Below are 19,720 nucleotides of genomic sequence, written 5' to 3'. Positions count from 1 at the left end.
TATCAATTTTTTTCTATAGATAAAAGAAAAAATAATGAAAATGGTTTGGGTGGTTTTTTAAATTTTCTTGTGTTATACTTTATGACAATAAGAAATCGGGAGAGGGCTATGTTTAGGAAAATTAAAAATGCAACCGATTTTATTGAAAAAAAGCTTGGAAAGATAGATGTTGCAATAATAACCGGTACAGGCATAGATATAGAAATTAAAGGCAATAAACTTAAAAAACTTCTGTATTCTGAAGTTCCTGGCATGCCTATTCCATCTACAAAATCGCATAAAGGTTATTTTGAGTTTTACAAAAAAGGTAATTTGAATGTTGTTGTGGCGTTTGGGAGATTTCATTATTATGAGAAGTATTCAATGCAAGAGGTTGTATTTCTTCCCAGAGTTCTTGGTCTTGCTGGGGCTAAACTTGTAATTCTTACCAACGCAGCAGGTGGTTTAAACCCTTTGTTTAAAAAAGGCGACTTGATGGTTGTAAAAGACCATATAAACCTGATGGGGGCTAACCCTTTGAAGGGGGATAATATAGAGGAACTTGGAGAAAAGTTTCCAGATATGAGCGAGCCTTATACATTAAAGTATGCAGAAAAGCTAAAAAAAACAGCGTTATCTGTAGGTGAACAGCTTAGAGAAGGTATTTATGTTGGAGTTTCAGGTCCTTCCATGGAAACACCCGCAGAGACCCGATTCTTTAGGCTTATTGGGGGTGATGCCATTGGTATGTCAACGATACCTGAGGTGATTGCACTAAATCATATGGGTGTCGATAGGATGGCTGTTTCTGTTATAACTAATGTAAATCTCCCAGACTGTATGGAAAAGGCTCCAATTGATGAGGTTATAAGCGTTGCAAAAAGCGCAAGCAAAAGGCTAAGCAAAATCATCAATAGGTTTTTAGAGGAAGGATTATGAGTGTTTTAATAAAAAACGGTTATTGCATAAATTCACAAAAAGAAGGCTATTTTGATGTTTTAATAGAAGGTAATAGAATTAAAACTATAGATAATAATATAAAAATTGAGACAGACTATGTAATAGATGCAAAAGAGTGTCTTGTAATGCCTACATTTTGCAATGCTCACACCCATTTAGCTATGAGTTTATTTAGAGGGCTTGCGGATGATTTAGAACTTATGGAGTGGCTAACAAAACATATATTCCCGGCAGAGGCAAAGTATGTAAGCGCTGATATGGTTTATAAGTGTTCTAAGCTTTCTATGCTTGAGGCAATAAGGAGTGGTACTTCTTGTTTTTTGGATATGTATTTTTTCGAAGAGAAAGTGGCAGAGGCTGCCATTGAGGTGGGCATGCGTGGTGTAGTAACAGAAGGTATTATAGATTTTCCAACACCGGATTGCTCAGATGCCAAAGAAGCCATTGAAAAAACTAAGTCTCTTAAAGAGGAATTTAAGAATGAACCTCTCATAAGGGTGGGTTTTGGTCCCCATTCCACATATACTCTTTCGTTTGATTCTCTAAAAATGGTAGCTGATGCCTTAGAGGAGGATGATGTAGTTCATATACATGTAAATGAAAGCTCAAGTGAGATTGAGGCTGTTTTAAAGGATAAAGGTAAAAGACCGATTGATGTATTGATTGATATTGGGCTTTTAAGCAGGAATACATTTATGGCACACTGTGTAAAAAGCAGTGATAAAGATATAGAAAAAATGAAGGCTTACAATGCTAACGTGATAAATGTCCCCCAGAGTAATTTTAAGCTTGCAAGTGGCATAGCACCTATTGAGAAGATGATTAATAAAGGTGTTAATGTCTTTATCGGAACAGATGGCTCGGCAAGCAACAATAATTTGGATATGATAGAAGAGTTTAGGACGTCTTCTTTAGTGCAGAAGGTTGAGTTTGGCCAGAAAGCTATGGATGCTAAAACAACGCTAAAAATAGCTTCAAATTTCAATGGTTTGTTTGATGATGTAGGGTTTTTAAAAGAGGGTAATGTAGCCGATATTGTTGTAATGTCTTTGAATGATCTTGAGGCTGTACCTATATACAATCCCTACTCTTTTGTTGTTTATGCAGCAAACTCAAGAGCTGTCAGAGATGTAATAATAAACGGTAAAGTTATTCTTAAGGATAGAGAGTTTGTTTGTATAGATGAAAATAGGGTTAAGTTTGAAGTTAAAGAATTAGCCAAAAAGCTGGGGGCGTTGTGATACTGAAATCGTTTGCCAAGATAAATTCCCTGCTGTATGTCTTGGGCAAAAGGCCAGACGGTTATCATGAGCTTTTTACTTTGATGCATAAAATAGATCTGTTTGATCTGATAGAGATAGAAAGAAATGATGGTGGCCTTAAGTTCAGTATCAATATAGATGAGTTAAATAATCAAGACAACTTGGCGGTTAAGGCAGCAAGGTTGTTTTTTGAAAAAACCGGAATAAAGCCTCAGGTGAGTATAGAAATAGAAAAACACATACCTGTAGGTGGTGGCTTGGGCGGTGGAAGTTCGAATGCGGCTTACACACTAAAGGGCTTAAATGAATTGTTTGATTTTCCCTTAAGTAGGGGAGAGTTATTTGAGGTTGCAGCAAAGATAGGAAGTGATGTTTCTTTTTTTGTAGAACATGGAGATGCAATAGCAGAGGGCAGGGGCGAAATAATTACAAAGGTTAAATGTAATACAGAAGGATTTAAGGTCCTTCTTGCAATACCAAATTTTAGTGTTTCAACGGCATTTGTTTATAAAAGATTGAGGTTGACAAAGCTTAAGGGCTTAAATAAAATGGCTCTTACTGTGAAGGATGGTCTTTGCTCGATGCATGAGCTTAAAAACCACCTTCACAACGATCTTGAAAGTGTTGTTCTGAAAGAGTTTGATCTTTTAAAATGGATTAAAGAAACCCTAATAAAAGAAGCTGGTAATGGTTTGGTTTCAGGAAGTGGGTCTTGTGTATTTTCAATTCTTGGTTCGGAGGTGCAAGCGGAAGAGGGGTTAAAAGAGCAGCTTGAAACGAGAGGGGTTTTATGTAAAACTGTAAACTTTGCAGAAGAAATCTTAAGGTAGGGAAAGGTAGAATTATGGAGATTACAGAGGTAAGGGTTAGCCCAATCGAGGGTGATGAGAAGTTAAAGGGTTTTGCAACGGTAATCTTTGACAACGAGTTTGTTGTAAGAGATCTTAAGATCATTAGCGGTCAGAAGGGTTTGTTTGTGGCAATGCCTTCGAGGAAGATGAAGGATGGAAGCTTTAAAGATGTTGCCCATCCTTTAAACAACGAGATGAGACAGAAGTTAGAGAAGGCTGTCTTAGGGGAGTACGAGAAAGCAAAAGCAGAAAAGCAAGAAGAGGCTCAAGAAGAGGAATAATAATTTTTTCCGCAAGGGGAAACCCTTGCGGGTTTTTATTTGACCGTTGGGGCGTAGCCAAGTGGTAAGGCAGAGGACTTTGGATCCTCGATCGCTGGTTCGAATCCAGCCGCCCCAGCCATTTTTTTATTTTTAATTAAAATTTCAGAGGAAGGCTAAGTGAAGATGTCACAACTTAAGCTCATAAGTGGAACGGCTAATAGGGCTTTGGCAGAGGAGATTTCAAGGTATCTTGGCGTGGGCTTGGCCGAGGCTCAGATCTCAAGGTTTAGCGATGGAGAGATATATGTTCAGATAGATGAGAGTGTCAGGGGTGCTGATGTATTTTTAATACAGTCTTTATCGTCCCCTGTGAACGATAATATTATGGAGCTTTTGGTAACTTTGGATGCCTTAAAAAGATCATCTGCAAGCTCCATAACAGTTGTTGTTCCATACTATGCCTATGCAAGGCAAGATAGAAAGGTTCTTCCAAGAGTTCCTATTTCAGCAAAATTGTTAGCCGATCTTATAACGACTGCAGGTGCAGATAGGATAATGTCTATGGATCTGCACGCTGGGCAGATTCAAGGATTTTTTGATATACCGGTTGACCATCTTTATGCAGCTCCAATAATGCTTAAGTATATAAGGGAAAATATGGCTTCAAAGGATAGTGATTTGGTTATTGTATCTCCTGATGCAGGTGGCGTTGAAAGGGCGAGATACTATGCAAAGAAGCTGGGTTGCTCTATTGCCATAATAGACAAGAGAAGGCCTAAACCCAACGTTAGTGAAATAATGCATATAATAGGTGATGTTAAAGATAAAGTTGCCGTTATAGTTGACGATATAGTTGATACGGCAGGAACATTGACCAATGCAGCTAAGGCTATTCACAAAGAAGGGGCAAAAGAGGTTTATGCTTGTTGTACTCATCCTGTGTTGAGCGGCAATGCAATAGAAAAAATAAATAACTCACCCTTGAAAGAGCTTGCGGTTACCAATACTATAACATTCGAAAAACCTATACCTACGGATAAAATAAAGGTTCTCTCCGTTGGCGAGATAATTGGTGAGGCTATAAGAAGGGTTTATCATAAAGAGTCGCTAAGCGCCATTTTTGATTAATAAAGTTGTGAGGTGGAAGATAAGATGTTGATAACAGCACAGAAGAGGGATATTGGAACAAAGGCAGCCAAAAAATTAAGGAGAGAAGGCAAAATACCCGCCGTTATTTACGGGGCCGACTTCGGCAGTGAGCATATAGCTGTCGATAGGTCTGAATTTATGGCAGCCATAAGAAGAAGTCGTAGAAATGATAGATTTGAACTTAAGCTGGATAATGAAGAGTTTAAAGTTATAGTTAAAGAGATTCAGTGGCACCCCGTAAAAGAAGAGGTAGAGCACGTAGATTTTTATAAACTTACAGAAGGAAGGCCTGTAACAGTTGACGTACCTGTTAGGGTTGTTGGTGAGTCTAAAGGTGTTAAAATGGGTGGCGATCTTTATCAGCCACGCAAGAGGATTACAGTTGAAGCTTTGCCTGAAGCCATTCCAAATGAAATAGAAATAGACGTTACTAACCTTCAAATTGGTGATGTTGTTCATGTTTTTGACCTTGATATGCCCGAGGGTGTAAGGGTCAAATCATCCAAAAACTTCACACTTGTTGCTATTTTAGGTAAAGCTTTAGAGGAGACTGAAGAGGGCGAGGAAGAAGAAATAGAAGAAGAGTCATAACATCAATTGATGGATTGGCTTGTAGTTGGCCTTGGAAATCCTGGCAAGGAATACGCATTGACCCCCCACAATGTGGGATTCATGGTGTGCGATTCCTTGTCTTTTCTTTTTGATTTTGATTTTACTTTAAAAAACAAATTTAAGGGTTTTTTTGGAGAATTCTCTTTAGGCAGCTATAAAGTAGGGGTATTAAAGCCTATAACATACATGAATTTGAGTGGTATTAGTGTAGGTGAGGTTTTTTCTTTTTATAAAATCCCCTTAAATAGGCTTATTGTAATTCACGATGATGTTGATTTGCCTCTTGGTAGAATTAAGATAAAAAAGAACTCATCAAGCGGCGGACATAAGGGTGTAGAGTCTATTATACAAACATTATCAAGCAAGGATTTTGCAAGGGTTAAAATTGGCGTAGGAAGGGAAGGTAATGTTAGAGATTATGTGTTGAGAAACTTTAAGGAAAATGAACTTGAAATTGTAAACCAAGCTGTTAGATTGTCTGCCGATGCTGTTGTATGTATTATCAAGGAAGGCTTGAATAAGGCGATGAATGAATATAATAGTTTAAATAGGGAGGTTATAAAGCAATGAAAGAGTATGCTGTTGCCGTTGTTGGTGCTACTGGTGCTGTAGGCGAGGAGATGGTATTCACATTAGAACAGAGAAACTTTCCTGTTAAATCTTTAAGACCATTAGCTTCAGAGAGAAGTATAGGTAAAACGGTTAGATTTAAGGGTGAAGACATCCCAGTAGAGGTTTTGGATAAAAATTCGTTTAAGGGTATAGATATAGCTTTATTTTCAGCAGGTGGTAGCATAAGTAAACAGTTTGCTCCAATAGCAGCAGAAAGCGGTGCTATTGTGGTGGATAATACGAGTCATTTTAGAATGGATAAGGATATACCTTTGGTTGTGCCAGAGGTGAATCCTGATGATGTAGCAATGTATAAAAACAGAGGTATAATAGCAAACCCAAACTGTTCTACTATTCAAATGGTTGTTGCCCTAAAGCCTATATTGGATAACTATGGTATAAAAAGAATTGTTGTATCTACCTATCAGGCTACATCGGGTGCTGGTAAAAAGGCTATGGAGGAATTAGTTGAGCAGACAAAGGCATGGTTTGAGTTTAAATATGACGAATGCAAGCCAAATAAGATTCCAAAAAGGATAGCATTTAATTGTGTGCCACATATAGATGTTTTCTTTGATGATGGTTATACAAAAGAAGAGGTAAAGATGATAAACGAAACAAGGAAGATATTTCATAAACCTGGGTTGCCTGTAACTGCAACATGTGTTAGGGTGCCTGTATTTAGGGGACATTCAGAATCGGTCAATGTTGAGACAGAAAAACCATTTGATTTGAATGAAGTTAGAGAGCTTCTAAATAAATCACCTGGTTGCAAAGTTGTTGATAATCCAGCAAATTTAGAGTATCCTACAGCTATAGATGCAGCGGGTAAAGATGAGACATTTATAGGTAGGATTAGAAGGGATGAGTCTGTCGAAAACGGGCTTAATCTATGGGTTGTTTCTGATAACTTGAGAAAAGGCGCTGCACTCAATGCTGTGCAGATAGCCGAGATACTCATTAAAGAGTACCTATGAAAGGGGGAGTTATGAACGGTATTTCTGTTAGGAAAATTTTGGCTCCAACGGATTTGTCGGAAGCTTCTATTTATGCTTTGAGTTATGCCAAGGCTATGTCTGATAAGTTTGATGCAAAGCTTTATATCTACCACTGCATAACGGATATAAACAGCTATGTGGGTTATGTCCCATCATTTCCAGCTGAACAGATAGTAAATTCCTTGAGGGAGGAGGCCATAAAGGAAATAGAACACATTAGGAATAGATACAATATTCAAGATGCAGAGGTTGTTATAGAGGTAGGAGAAGCTGCAAAAAGTATCGTTGAATTTTCCAAAAAGAACGGAATAGACATAATAGTGATGGGTGCTCATGGTAGAAGCGGCCTTGAAAGATTTATGTTTGGAAGTGTTACCGAGAAGGTAATGCGCCTGAGCGAAATACCCGTATTAGTAGTTAAAACTCCTCATTAAGGACAAATAAAGGGGGTTGACCCCCCTATTTTATTTTTTATCTTCTTCCTGCTTTGATTCTTCAATTATTTTTTCTGCTATCTGAGGTGGGACCTCTTCATATGTTGAAAATTGGTACTTAAAGAATCCTCTGCCTGCGGTTAAAGAGCGCAAGGATGGAGCATATTCTAAGATCTCAGCCTCTGGAACCAAGGCTCTAATACGCTGATACCCTTTTTTGTCCTCATAAGGCTCCATGCCCAGGACCCTGCCCCTTCTTGAATTTAAGTCTCCTATGACATCGCCCATTACCTCATCGGGCACATAAACCTCCATTTCAACAATAGGCTCAAGCAGGACAGGTTTGCATTTTGCAACACCTTCTTTGAATGCTATAGAGCCTGCCATCTGAAATGCCAAATCACTTGAATCGACCGGATGGTATTTACCATCAACAAGCTTTATCTTAATATCTATCATAGGATAACCCGCTAAAAATCCCTGCTCCATTGCATTCTTAATACCCTTTTCGACCGATGGTATAAATTGCTTAGGTATAGCACCTCCAACAATCAAATCTTCAAACTCAAATCCTTTTCCTCTTGGGAGTGGTTCTATCTCTATGACACAATCTCCAAATTGACCATGGCCGCCGGTTTGTTTTTTGTATCTTCCATGGGATGAGGTTTTACCTTTTATTGTTTCTTTGTATGCAACCTTTGGTGTCTTTAGTTGGGCTTCAACGCCATATTTCTTTTTGAGTCTTGACACAACTGTTTCAAGATGGAGTTTACCCATTCCTGTTAATATAAATTCTCCTGTTTCATCGTTTCTTGTGAATGACAGTGATGGATCTGCCTCGATAATTTTGCTTATGGCTGCACCGATTTTTTCCTCATCGCCTTTGCTTGCACCGTATATGGCAGCAGATATGTATGGTAATGGCATCTTTACAAACTCACATTTAACTTCGCTGCCTTTGTTGGCTATGGTGTCCCCAGTTTGGGTTATCTTTAGTTTTGCGACAGCGAATATGTCCCCCGTCGTAGCCTCTTCTACTTTTGATAAACTTTTGCCTAGCATAAGGTTTATTGTGCCTAATCTCTCTTCTTGGTCTTTGTTTACATTGTAGTATGATGTATCTGCCTTTAGAGAACCTGAGTAAACCCTTACAAGGCTTATTTTACCCATTTGTGGGTCGTTATAGGTTTTAAATACAAGTCCTGCAGGTTCTTCAAACATATTCTCAGGTGAAGGCAATAGATCAACTATTTCATCCAAAAGTTGCTCAGTTCCGTATCCTTTTAGCCCTGAGCCCAAAATTACAGGATAAAAACCACCGCTTTTTACGGCTTCTTTGAGTGTTTTTACTACAGTGTCTTTATCCAGTTCTTCACCTTCTAAATACTTTTCCATGAGCTCATCATCGTATGTTGAAACCTCTTCAACAAGTTCCATGTATCTTTCTTCGAGCTCATCAGCTATCTCGGCTGGCAGCTCCATTTCTTTGTTGTCCTCAAACGAGAATGCCTTTTTCTGAATTATATCGACATACCCTACAACTTTTGCATCTTTGAGTATAGGTAGTTGGAGCAGGAATGCCTTTGGGGTTAAACTGTCTTTTATGGATTGGATGGTGTTTTGAAAGTTTATATCTTCTTTATCTATGCCGTTTAAAAAGAAGATGGCCGGCTTGTTTTCTTTTCTTATTTCATCGAGCAATCTTTCGTTTTGCGCCTCTGGTCCATCTTTTATGTCTATCAACATTACTGCCGCATCCGAGGCCTTTATTCCACAGAGAGCGTCAGCTATGAAGTTGTGATATCCGGGTGTATCTATGAGATAAATAAAATGCTTTTTCCATTCGGTATAACCGACGGCAAGCTGAAGTGAGATTTTTCTATCGATTTCCTCAGAGTCAAAATCCATTGTTGTGTTGCCCTTGTCTGTTGAGCCCTTCCTGGTGATTTTTTTGGTTTTAAATAAAATATCTTCACATAGTGTGGTTTTCCCCACACCCCCAGAGCCACAAATTGCAACAACTCTCTTTTTGTCAGTAGCTACACCCATAAATGTTTACCTCCGATTTGTTTTTTATAAACACCCTTCCAACTTCTCTTTGTAATTTTCCTCTGTCTTTAGCGTTCTTAGCTTTTTGCTTCTCTCTATGTAAGCCTCTAATTTGTTTTCCTTTGATTTTATATGCTCAAGCCATCCGTTTACCCAGTCTTTGTATTCTGGATGGTTTTGGCTGTTACTCTTCATTATGGAATCTTGTAGGTTGTAACCTACAATTATATCGGTTATATTTAATGCGTCTTTGTAGTCTACGAAATATGCACTTGTGCCTGTTATTGCGTATGCTCCAGGTGCTATCTCTATGCCTTGGGTATTTTCTACTGTATAGTATCCAACAACCAAATGCTGAGTTTCCTTTTGGTAAGGTTTATAAATAGCTCTGAATAGTATATAGATTTGATCATATACCTGTTTTTCAATAATTTTTTCTACTTCTTCAAAGTAGAATACATAATCAAGTTTCCCATCAACGTTGAAACCCTCTAAATAAGGGCCGTTTTCGTATTCTCCTTTTCTTAATGGGTTTAATCCCAATATATCCCTGAGGATTAGATTTTGATCACCTACCAGATCGCTACATGTCTCTTTCATACCGGGAAGAGCAAAAAACGGCACGCAAATGGTTAATGTTTCCATTGGCTTGCACTCCTTTCTTTATTTTTGGGGTTAAACAAACCACCCACTCTATAGATTTTTAAAGAAACATCCATATTTACAAATATAGATTAATTATCATTTTATATCAAGTTAAAAGTGAAGAAGTGGTATAAACATTAAAGATACGTTTGTGAAAGCTTTTGTTCTTTATAATATCAAAACAGAATCTCAACTTGAGCCAACTGTGCTGCAACCACAACAAAGGATGAGCCAGTAACAACACCGCTACAATTCCCTCTCAAACCTATACCTACAAAATTACTTCCTTTCTTTGCATTAATGTAAAAGGTATAGACATATTTTTTAGCCTTTCTAACATTATACAGATCTTTCATCTCTTTCAATAAAGTCATTGCATCCCTTATTGTGCTTATAATCTCCAATGCCTCTTTAACATCTTTAATGTGAGTAACAGATGGTATTGCAAATAGAGCTACATCTATTATCTTTTGGGTGGCTATATCATAGTTCAAACCTGCTTCTATATCCCTTCTATAAAATTTATTGTTGTAATGGTGTATTGCCTGAAAACCTGCAAAAGCCGCGACTCCGGTAGTTTTTGCTCCCCCTGTGTAATAAAATATTGCTTTAATCTTAACCCTTTGGTTTTTCGGACTGTTGAAAAATACATACATCAAAGCATACGAGGCTGCACCGCCTGTCCATGCAGAATCAAATATGCCAATGTAGCCGGTGCTTGGGTTACAGTAATATCTTGTTTGTGCTACACCCGGTGAGGTTTTCCATCCTGAACATGTATTGAATGGAGGTTTAAGAACAAGTTTTTTGGGGTTTTTCATCTCATGAGAACCACTTGAGCTTCCTTGTGATTCTCTTTTTGCTTTTAACTTTATCTTACCCCACTCACTGGGCGCAAAACCGAAATGCAAGAGGTAAAGGCCGGGCCAGAATCTCCACCAGCCACTTTTGTTTATCTTTATCCTACCCTTTATATGTATTTGTTTATGGCTGTTTAGTTTGTAAAATTTGTATTGGTGGGCAAAGTCCCTGTTTTTGTTATTTGGGTCGCGACAGGCAACAAAAGCACCATATTTACCTAACTTTATTGGCTTAGAAGAGGTGTTTTTTAAATCAAATTCAACTGTTACATACGAGCCAACAGAAAACTTTTTTCCTTCAACTTGAAAGTTTTTTATAGCCAAACCTCTAACCTTGCCAACGTAAGGAACAGATTTAAAGACTTTAGCGTTTGCAATATGGGAAATTATAAGAAACGCTATCGCAAATACAAAAAACTTTCTTGCCATAACTCTTACTTTTTTTGTTAAAATTCTTATTTTAAAAACATAATAGAGCAAAGATTAGTGTATGTCAATAAAATATGAAAGTGGTTTAAAAGTTTATCAGTCTAAATGATTTTTGATTATGGATATTTTACCTCTGTAAGTTATGCCTTATCTTTGTATTAGCCCTGGTTTAATTTATGGCACTGTCTCTCTTAGCTTAACTGTTCTTTGTAGTATTGAACTATGTATTTTTTTTGCACCTCAAATGACCAGTGGACATTTTTTAAGAACAATCCTGCCGTTACAAAATCCTTTTGCCTTAAAAGTTCTATAAGGATTTCGTGCTCTTTTAAAGATTTATACTCCCATTTTGGTAAGTATTCACTTTTTGGTGGAAAATCGTACAATCTTTGTCTCATTATTGATATTGTCCTAAGCATTTCCTCATTATCCGATAGGTTTAAGTAGATATTATGAAAGTTTACATTTATTTTGTAATATTCGTTGAAGTCTTTTTTGTCTAAGGCAATTTTCATTCGACTGTTTAATTCTTTCATTGTATTTATATCTTCTAAAGTTAGAAGATTAGCATAATCTACAACTATACCAAATTCAAGCGTTCCTATTATTTGGTAGCACTTGCGTATTTCGTTAAGTGTCAATGTTTTTACCTTTATGCCTTTTCTTGGCTTTATCTCTACAAATCCGTCGCTTTCCAATTTTAGCAGTGCATCTCTTAGAGGGGTTTTACTTATCCCCAAGCTTTTGCTTAAGGCGTTTAGATCTAAAAAATCTCCTCTTTTTAGTGCTTTAGATTTTATTTGTTCTTTTAGGTAGTCGTAAACCTGCTCTCTCAAGGACTTTGTGTTGATATCCATAATTTTACCCTTGTAAAGTTTTCTGATATTTAGTATATCAGAAGTTAGTCTATAATGGAAGTAGTTATGGAAAGAATTATTAAGGGTGGGATTTTTTCTATTTTATCGGCTGCAAGTTTCGCAAGTCTTGTAGTTATAGTAAGGTTGGGATATGATACAGGCCTTTCCACGCTCAATATGTTACTTCTAAGGTTTGGCTTTGCCGTTATACTTATGGGTGGATTTTTTCTTATTTTTAAAAGAGAAACTTTAAAAGCCAAAAAAAGCACACTTATAAAAGCTTTTTTTACAGGAAGTATTCTTTATACGCTACAAGCATTTAGTTTCTTCAAGGGGGTAAAGTATGCATCCCCAAATGTCGTTGAATTTATTCTTTATCTTTATCCTGCAATGGTTAGTGTCATTTCTCGATTCGTATTTAAAGAAAGTTTTAATTTCTATAAAATATTCTATATAACCGTCATTTTAATAGGTTTTGCATTTATATTCAAAGAGGCTTTTCACAGCAAAGCCAGCTTGTTGGGTATTCTATTCTCAAGCCTTGCAATGGTTGTCTATAGTTTCTATTTAATATGCATAGAGCTGTTTGTAAAAGATGAAAACGCCATAACGTTTAGCTTCTATACGATTTTCTTTGCCTTTCTGAGTTTTTTGATTATTAACCTTTTTTTAGGCCTGCCCCAATTTAGTTCTCAGAAGGTTTTCATAGGTTTGTTGCTTGGGCTTATCCCTACATTTTTTGCTATAATGTTTCTGTTTTTGGCTATAGATAACATAGGTTCGGCTCTAACAAGCGTTTTTTCTTCGGTTGAGCCTGTAATAACAGTGTTTTTAAGTTTTTTTATACTGCATCTAAGTTTAACACCCAATCAGTTTATCGGAGGCTTTTTGATACTTGTAGGTGTGTTTTTGGTCAACATCTACCATCTAAGAGGGAGTAGGTATGCTTAAGATCTCCAAAGAGTATATAGCAGATTTGATGTTGCTTTCTGTGACAGTATTTTGGGGTAGTACATTTATAGTAGTTAAAAAATCTATAGAAATAATACCGACTTTTGCTTTTTTATCGATTAGATTCTGGATTGCCACGCTTCTACTTGTGATTATTTTCCATAAAAGATTAGTCAACATAAACAAGAGACTATTAAAAGACGGCGTTGTATTGGGTGTTGTGTTATTTTTGGCTTATGCTTTCCAGACTGTTGCGCTTGAATATTCAAAAGCAACCATTGTAGGTTTTTTAACAGGTTTAAATGTCATTATCACACCATTTTTATCGGCTCTATTGATAAAAAAGATTCCAAGAATTTATTCACAAATCGGTGCTGTTTTTGCATTTATTGGCATGACGATGATGTCTTTAAATGAAAATCTCAGTTTGTCATACGGTGATATTTTAGGTGTTATATGTGCTGTGTTTGTAGCTATACAGATTGTGCTTACAGATAAATATTCAAGAAGAAACGATACCTATCTTCTAACCGTAGTTGAGATATCAATACTTGCTATACTTTCGAGCATCATTTCTATTACAACTGAGACGCATATAATCCCCCAACATTTTTCTTGGTATCTGGTTTTTTCATTTTTGATAACTGCAGTTTTTGCTACGGTTTATGCATTCATTGTTCAAAACACCGCTCAAAAGTACACAACTCCCACAAAAACCGCTATTATTTTTATAATGGAACCTGTTTTTGCAGCGGTATTTGGCTATTTTCTTGGCGGTGAAGTATTGAGTTTTAGGGCTTACGTTGGGGCTTTTGTAATGTTTATTGGTTTGTTTATAAGCGAAATAGGGCCTCTGGTGTTTAAGAAATGATAAGAATATACGCTGTTTTGCTTGTAGGTGTTTTTTCTGTTTCACTTGCAAGTATTATTATAAAATTGGCATGGGATGTACCTGCTGTTATCATGAGTACATATAGGCTTGGAATATCTTCTATTATATTGCTTGGCTGGTCAACCTTGAGGTCAAAAAAAGTACTCCCTCCAACAAAAAAGGAGCTCCTAATTGCTGCAGTTAGCGGGCTTTTTTTAAGTTTTCACTTTATAAGCTGGATAGCATCGATTAAGTTGACTTCAATTGCAAGCTCTGTAACGCTTGTTTCAACAAGCCCAATATTTGTTCTGCTTATATCACTATTTATTTTTAAAGAAAAACAGGATTTCAAAAGTATTGCAGCAGCAGTTGGAGCAGTTTTAGGGAGTGGGCTTATAGCCTTTTCAGATAGTGGCTTTAGTGTAGGAAGGGTTGATGAGGCAGCGCTGTTGGGTGATTTGTTTGCCTTTTTTGGCGCTTTATCCGTTGCTGTTTATTTTCTGGCAGGTTCTTTTTTAAGGAAAAATATAGATACATTTCAATACATAACGCTAGTTTATAGTTTTTCTGCTATTTTTACCTTAATTTTTGCTATTTTGAGTGGGAAGAGCTTTATTGGCTATAGGGGCATTTCTTACGTTTATATGCTGCTTTTGGCACTTGTGCCCCAGCTTATGGGTCATACATCGTTTAATTGGGCTTTAAAGCACTTAAAGGCCAATGCTGTGGCTATCTCTACTCTTGGCGAACCTATAGGTGCATCGATTTTGGCTTATCTGTTTTTTAACCAGAAAGTAGGGTTTTTGCAGTTAATTGGAATGGCGGTAGTCTTAGTTAGTATATTTATAGCTTTGAAAGAGGGTAAAAAATAAAAAAAGGAGGGGAGCTATGAGTCAAGAAAAGGCCACATTTATTCATCTTATTGTTTCAATGGCTGAAGCTGCCTATGTAAACTTGGGAGTTGTTGAGGATCCTTTTACAAAAAAGAAGGCAAAGGATTTAAAACAGGCAAAGTACACTATAGATATGCTTGAAGTTTTAAAAGAAAAGACAAAAGGTAATCTAAATAAAGAGGAAGAAGAGTTATTTGATGAGGTTTTGTATGATCTAAGGGTTAGATATTTAGAAGAATCAAAACAAAGTGGTTAAAATTTTCATTCCTTGCCGCAATAAAAAATATTCTTTTTATTTGTAAATATTTTATTATATACTACAATATTAAGGAAAAAATATAAAAAGGAGGAGGGTAAAAATGGCAGTAATAGTTAGGGTTTTAGTTGTTTTATTTATCTTTTATAGTTCCACTGTAGCTTTTAGTGGAGGTTTATCCGATGTATTTAAGCAATTTGATGAGATTGAGAAGAATGTAAACCAGATAAAGCATTCACTAAAAGGTGAACCTGAAAATGGGCAACAAAATGCAGTTCAGTCCCAAGCTAATGAGGTTAGGGAATTTAGTGGAGAGGTTGTTGTACCCGACTCAAATAGAACTTGGTATTTTAAGATGGATAAGTTTAGCGCAGCAGCATGTAGCAGGATATACTATTCTGTTAATGATGGCAATCCGCATTTTTTAGTTGAATATGCTGGACAACCAGATGTTGGCGCAGCTATGCCTATAAAAGGACTAAAGAAAGGCGATAGGATAGTTTTTTTGGTTAAAACATCTTATTACGGCTGGCATGGACCTGTCTATTCAACAGACAGGAGATTTTTTATAGCGGAGAAATACAATGATAGAAAATACTACTTCAAGTTTGAAGATGCAGCCAGGGCTGATGCAAGGTATAACGATGGAGCTTTCTATTTCTTTGAAGAAGGGCAAATGCCGGTTAACCATTTTATTAGAATCTTAAGTTATGATGTTTACAAGCAAGGTAATAAATATCTGTTTAGAGGAAAAATAAAACTAAACGTTGCTGGTAATGTAGATTCACAGATTTTAATAAAGGATAATCATTGGCACACGACGGATGTTATTAAACTAAATTTTTATAACAACGGCAGGGATATTCATTCTTTTTCGTTTTCTATACCCAAGACCGATTTTCCAAAGCCGGCTTATACCTCTATCTTAAAAGTTTCTTATAATGGAGAGAAGGACTTAAGGGTTAGAATGGTAAAGCCTTGTGTTGATAAACTTCCTGAGCAAATTAATCCATTTGGTACAATAAAAAAGGACCCATTTGTTTTTGTAGGTAGGATTTACTATTTGAGAAAAAACACAACCAAACTTCCTAACTTTAGTAAACTAAGGCCAAGGGGAATAATTTATACTCCAACCTTGAATGTAACCCCAAGAAGTTTTGATTCTGGCTTTCCTGGCATAACATCCAGATATGAATGGTTTGCCATAAGGTATACATCTGAGTTATTCTTAAAAGAACCTAAGCTTTTAAGATTTGCACTACTTAGTGATGATGGTTCAAAGCTTATTATAGATAACAAGGTTGTTATAAATAACGACGGTATCCATCCACCCAGAAAGAAGTATGGAAGTGTTTATTTGGAGAGTGGGCTTCACAAAATCGAGGTTCAATACTTTCAAGGTCCCAGGTATCAAGTGGCCCTTGTTCTCTATGTAATAGAAAATGGCAAGGAGAGAGTATTAGATATAAGTAGGTTTGCACCTGTTGTGTCTGTCAATAATGGTTTTGGGATAAGAAGGGGTGTTTTATTTGAAGAATATAGCGATAGGCTAAAGCCAGAAGGAATAAAGGTGTTAATGAAAATAAAAAAGCTCATAGGCGAAAAGTATAAATCCATTAACATATACGGCAGGGATGATGAATTATCTAAAGATAGAATTAAATCTATTGTTAATATGTTGGTTGGATTTGGTATTGACCCCTCGAGAATTAGAAAATATTACGGATTAGGAGATAGTAGCTTTTCTATAAAAATAGTTGTTAATTAAAAATATTTTAGTAATTTGAATGATAGATTTATATAAGAGTAATTGAGTAATGCAAGTGAATATATTATTGACATCGATGCTATAGGATGTTATTATGAAATTAATTATAATTTAAAATAAGGTGGGAGGAGGTGGGTTTTGACTAGTAGTAAAGACCTGCAGGGTTATTATGAGTCATTACTTAAAGAGGTTGATGAGAAGTTGAACGACCTCTATAGCAAGGAGACAGAGGAGGAGTTTAATCAAAAACTCAAGGAAAATGGTTTCTCAAGGAGAGATTTCCTAAAATGGGCCTCCTTTTTAACTGCTACTCTTATGTTGCCACCCGCTTTTGAATCAAGAATTGCAAAAGCTGCAGCAATCAAAGAAAGGACGCCTATTATATGGTTGCATATGGCAGAATGCACAGGGTGTTCTGAGAGCTTCTTAAGGACGCGCGAGCCCGACATAGCAACGTTGATATTCGAACAGGTTTCACTAACTTATCACGATACGCTTATGATGGCATCAGGTGAAAGGGTTGAGAAACACTTGGATGAGGCTATTCAAAGATATAAAGGTAAATACATTTGCATAATAGAGGGTGCCATACCTACCAAGGATGGCGGTATATATTTACGCGTTGGTTCTAAGGGTGAGACAGGTCTTGAAAGAGCAAAAAGGGTTACAAAGGATGCCAAAGTTAACTTGGCTTTTGGTACATGTGCTGCTTTTGGTGGAGTCCAGGCTGCCCATCCAAACCCTACCGGGGCAAAGGGCGTTCATGATGCATTAGGAATAGAGATTGTAAATGTGCCCGGATGTCCTCCAAATAGTGTAAACATGGTAGGAACTCTTCTTCACATACTTCTGTTTGATAAAATTCCACCCCTTGATTTGCTTTATAGGCCTCTTTGGGCTTATGGTTCAAGGATACATGATTATTGCGAAAGAAGAGCTCATTTTGATGCTGGTGAGTTTGTTGAGGAGTGGGGTGATGAGGGAGCAAAGAAAGGTTGGTGCTTATATAAAATGGGCTGCAAGGGCCCTCTTACATACAACAACTGCTCAAGGTATAGATTTAACCAAGGGACGAACTGGCCAATTGGAGCAGGGCATGGCTGTATAGGTTGTTCTGAGCCCAATTTCTGGGATACTATGGCTCCATTTGAAGAGCCTAATGATGAGTCAGGCATTAGAATACCAGCAAGCAAAGGTGTTGAGGCAGCAAGCGATGAGATAGGTTCATTCTTAGCTGGTGCAACGGCAGCAGCAGTTGGCATCCATGCTGCTGGCAGCATAATTAGGGCTAAAGCTTCAAAAACATCTCAGAAGGAGAGTGAATAATGGCTGAGAAAAAACATGTGGTAATAGATCCTATAACAAGAATTGAGGGTCATTTAAGGATAGAGATAGATGTAAAAGATGGGAAGATTGAGAATTCTTGGAGTAGTGGAACACTTTGGAGAGGTATTGAGCCTATATTGCAGGGAAGGGACATAAGAGACGCAGGTCTTTTAGTTCAAAGGATTTGTGGTGTCTGCACATGGGCACATTATGAAGCAAACACAATGAGTGCCGAGGTAGCTTTGGGTATAAGACCACCCACAAATGCAAGGCTTGTCAGGAATATGATAAATGCAAGCCAGTTTATGCATGACCATATTGTCCATTTCTATGCTCTTCATTCTTTGGATTGGGCTGATGTTGCTGGAGCTTTGAAAGCCGATCCAGTTAGAGCAAACGAGCTTGCCCATCAGTTTTCCAAACAGCCTTACAATGCATCCGTTGAGCATTACAAAGAGGTTATAGAAAAACTAAAGAAATTTGTGGCAAGCGGCCAGTTAGGGCCATTCTCTGGGGCCTATTTGGGTAATAAGCTTTACAAACTACCACCAGAGGGCGATTTGATAGTTATATCTCACTATCTGGATGCCCTTTATGTTCAGGTAATATTGGCCCAGATGATGGCAATATATGGTGCTAAAAATCCCCACCCTCAAAGTCTTGTGGTTGGCGGGATTACAAGTGTTATGGATATGCTTGATGCAAGAAGATTGGGTCAATATACCTCTAAGCTTGCCGAGGTTGGAAACTTTATTCAGCATGCATATTTGCCAGATATAGATTTAATTACACACTTCTATAAAGATGAATTCTCAGAAGGATGGGGTTGTGGCTCATATAATTTCTTAAGTTATGGCGGTTTCCCTGAAACAAACGATTGGAAAGCTGAATATAGATACCTACCACAGGGTGTGATATATGATAGAGATTTAAGCAGGGTTGAAAAGGTTGATGAAAGGCACATAACCGAAAGTGTAGTTCATTCGTGGTATAAAGGCCCTAATAAAGGTGTGTATCCAGGAGAGGAGGATACTATACCAGAATACACAGGTCTAAACGATGATGGCACTCTAAAAAAAGATGGTAAATATAGCTGGATAAAGGCCCCGAGATATAAAGGAAAGATGATGGAGGTTGGACCTCTTTCAAGAATGCTTGTTGGATATGCCTTAAACCATAACAACATCAGGGAGCTTGTTGATGCGTATTTATCAAAGCATAACGCCGAGCCAAGACAGATGTTTTCAACTGTAGGTAGGACTGCAGCAAGAGCTATTGAAACATTTTATATTTGGTACGGTGCACATAAATGGGCGGATGATTTAGTTGCGAACCTTAAACAGGGTGATGAGAGGACATGGACAAGATTTGAGTACCCAGAAGAAGAAACCAATACATCTGTGGCCCTCTATGAAGCTCCTAGGGGTTCCTTGGCTCATTTTGTTAGGATAAAAGGTAAGAAGGTTACACATTATCAGGTTGTTGTTCCATCAACGTGGAATGCATCTCCTAGAGATGAGAAAGGTCAAAGAGGGGCCTATGAGGAATCCTTGATAGGATTACCCGTTCCCGATACAGAGGAGCCTTTGGAGGTATTAAGAACTATCCATTCATTTGATCCTTGTCTTGCCTGCGCCGTTCATATAACAGATGTTGATAGTGGCAAGATTAAGAAGTTTAAAGTAGAGGTTTAAG

General features: G+C 37.3%; 20 protein-coding genes and 1 tRNA gene. 17 read left to right on the top strand and 4 right to left on the bottom strand.

Annotated features, from left to right (window positions below):
• Nucleotides 1-108: 108 nt before the first annotated feature.
• From HIPMA_RS05770 to HIPMA_RS05725, 10 genes are all read left to right on the top strand, one after another.
• A complete protein-coding gene (locus HIPMA_RS05770) occupies nucleotides 109-918 on the top strand; it encodes a purine-nucleoside phosphorylase (RefSeq protein WP_013682120.1) in 810 nt (269 codons plus the stop codon).
• Entirely contained in the window at nucleotides 915-2,180 is a 1,266-nt protein-coding gene (locus HIPMA_RS05765) for an amidohydrolase (RefSeq protein WP_013682119.1), read from the top strand. The genes HIPMA_RS05770 and HIPMA_RS05765 overlap by 4 nt, the downstream gene beginning before the upstream one ends.
• The gene (gene ispE / locus HIPMA_RS05760; protein WP_013682118.1) at nucleotides 2,177-3,031 is read left to right on the top strand and encodes a 4-(cytidine 5'-diphospho)-2-C-methyl-D-erythritol kinase; all 855 of its coding nucleotides are present in this window, start codon (nucleotides 2,177-2,179) and stop codon (nucleotides 3,029-3,031) included. The genes HIPMA_RS05765 and ispE overlap by 4 nt, the downstream gene beginning before the upstream one ends.
• 14 nt (nucleotides 3,032-3,045) lie before the next feature.
• Entirely contained in the window at nucleotides 3,046-3,333 is a 288-nt protein-coding gene (gene spoVG, locus HIPMA_RS05755; protein ID WP_013682117.1) for a septation regulator SpoVG, read from the top strand.
• Between the two features lie 47 nt (nucleotides 3,334-3,380).
• Nucleotides 3,381-3,454 (top strand) — tRNA-Gln (locus tag HIPMA_RS05750).
• 44 nt (nucleotides 3,455-3,498) lie between these two features.
• Nucleotides 3,499-4,443: a ribose-phosphate diphosphokinase gene (locus HIPMA_RS05745; RefSeq protein ID WP_013682116.1), complete on the top strand. Its 945-nt coding sequence runs from the start codon at nucleotides 3,499-3,501 to the stop codon at nucleotides 4,441-4,443.
• A gap of 12 nt (nucleotides 4,444-4,455) precedes the next feature.
• Nucleotides 4,456-5,055, top strand: coding sequence for a 50S ribosomal protein L25 (locus HIPMA_RS05740; protein WP_148226563.1), 600 nt, complete (start codon nucleotides 4,456-4,458; stop codon nucleotides 5,053-5,055).
• Between the two features lie 9 nt (nucleotides 5,056-5,064).
• Complete coding sequence (gene pth, locus HIPMA_RS05735; protein WP_013682114.1) at nucleotides 5,065-5,646, top strand: aminoacyl-tRNA hydrolase; 582 nt, start codon at nucleotides 5,065-5,067, stop codon at nucleotides 5,644-5,646.
• Nucleotides 5,643-6,665, top strand: a complete 1,023-nt coding sequence (locus tag HIPMA_RS05730) for an aspartate-semialdehyde dehydrogenase (RefSeq protein ID WP_013682113.1) — start codon at nucleotides 5,643-5,645, stop codon at nucleotides 6,663-6,665. Before pth ends, HIPMA_RS05730 begins: the two co-directional genes overlap by 4 nt.
• Nucleotides 6,666-6,676: 11 nt before the next feature.
• Nucleotides 6,677-7,120, top strand: a complete 444-nt coding sequence (locus tag HIPMA_RS05725) for a universal stress protein (protein ID WP_013682112.1) — start codon at nucleotides 6,677-6,679, stop codon at nucleotides 7,118-7,120.
• Between the two features lie 30 nt (nucleotides 7,121-7,150).
• Here the strand turns inward: HIPMA_RS05725 and fusA are convergent, their stop codons facing one another.
• From fusA to HIPMA_RS05705, 4 genes are all read right to left on the bottom strand, one after another.
• Entirely contained in the window at nucleotides 7,151-9,169 is a 2,019-nt protein-coding gene (gene fusA / locus HIPMA_RS05720) for an elongation factor G (protein WP_013682111.1), read from the bottom strand.
• 24 nt (nucleotides 9,170-9,193) lie between these two features.
• On the bottom strand, nucleotides 9,194-9,814 hold the full coding sequence (locus tag HIPMA_RS05715) for a hypothetical protein (RefSeq protein WP_013682110.1): 621 nt from the start codon (nucleotides 9,812-9,814) through the stop codon (nucleotides 9,194-9,196).
• A 176-nt stretch (nucleotides 9,815-9,990) separates the two neighbouring features.
• A complete protein-coding gene (locus HIPMA_RS05710) occupies nucleotides 9,991-11,103 on the bottom strand; it encodes a hypothetical protein (protein ID WP_013682109.1) in 1,113 nt (370 codons plus the stop codon).
• A 191-nt stretch (nucleotides 11,104-11,294) separates the two neighbouring features.
• Complete coding sequence (locus HIPMA_RS05705) at nucleotides 11,295-11,960, bottom strand: GntR family transcriptional regulator (protein ID WP_013682108.1); 666 nt, start codon at nucleotides 11,958-11,960, stop codon at nucleotides 11,295-11,297.
• A 66-nt stretch (nucleotides 11,961-12,026) separates the two neighbouring features.
• Here HIPMA_RS05705 and HIPMA_RS05700 point away from each other — a divergent pair, with 66 nt between their 5' ends.
• From HIPMA_RS05700 to HIPMA_RS05670, 7 genes are all read left to right on the top strand, one after another.
• Nucleotides 12,027-12,911: a DMT family transporter gene (locus HIPMA_RS05700; protein ID WP_013682107.1), complete on the top strand. Its 885-nt coding sequence runs from the start codon at nucleotides 12,027-12,029 to the stop codon at nucleotides 12,909-12,911.
• Nucleotides 12,904-13,782: a DMT family transporter gene (locus tag HIPMA_RS05695; RefSeq protein WP_013682106.1), complete on the top strand. Its 879-nt coding sequence runs from the start codon at nucleotides 12,904-12,906 to the stop codon at nucleotides 13,780-13,782. Before HIPMA_RS05700 ends, HIPMA_RS05695 begins: the two co-directional genes overlap by 8 nt.
• Nucleotides 13,779-14,654, top strand: coding sequence for a DMT family transporter (locus tag HIPMA_RS05690; protein WP_013682105.1), 876 nt, complete (start codon nucleotides 13,779-13,781; stop codon nucleotides 14,652-14,654). Before HIPMA_RS05695 ends, HIPMA_RS05690 begins: the two co-directional genes overlap by 4 nt.
• Nucleotides 14,655-14,670: 16 nt before the next feature.
• Complete coding sequence (locus HIPMA_RS05685; RefSeq protein WP_013682104.1) at nucleotides 14,671-14,931, top strand: DUF1844 domain-containing protein; 261 nt, start codon at nucleotides 14,671-14,673, stop codon at nucleotides 14,929-14,931.
• A gap of 103 nt (nucleotides 14,932-15,034) precedes the next feature.
• On the top strand, nucleotides 15,035-16,699 hold the full coding sequence (locus HIPMA_RS05680; protein ID WP_013682103.1) for a PA14 domain-containing protein: 1,665 nt from the start codon (nucleotides 15,035-15,037) through the stop codon (nucleotides 16,697-16,699).
• Between the two features lie 138 nt (nucleotides 16,700-16,837).
• The gene (locus HIPMA_RS05675) at nucleotides 16,838-18,025 is read left to right on the top strand and encodes a hydrogenase small subunit (protein WP_013682102.1); all 1,188 of its coding nucleotides are present in this window, start codon (nucleotides 16,838-16,840) and stop codon (nucleotides 18,023-18,025) included.
• Complete coding sequence (locus HIPMA_RS05670) at nucleotides 18,025-19,719, top strand: nickel-dependent hydrogenase large subunit (protein WP_013682101.1); 1,695 nt, start codon at nucleotides 18,025-18,027, stop codon at nucleotides 19,717-19,719. The genes HIPMA_RS05675 and HIPMA_RS05670 overlap by 1 nt, the downstream gene beginning before the upstream one ends.
• Nucleotide 19,720: the final 1 nt, after the last annotated feature.

It is taken from the genome of Hippea maritima DSM 10411, from assembly GCF_000194135.1.
In the GTDB taxonomy this organism is placed as follows: Bacteria; Campylobacterota_A; Desulfurellia; order Desulfurellales; family Hippeaceae; genus Hippea; species Hippea maritima.
Note: the sequence above shows the minus strand (reverse complement) of the source record. Positions and strands in the feature narration are given on the sequence as shown.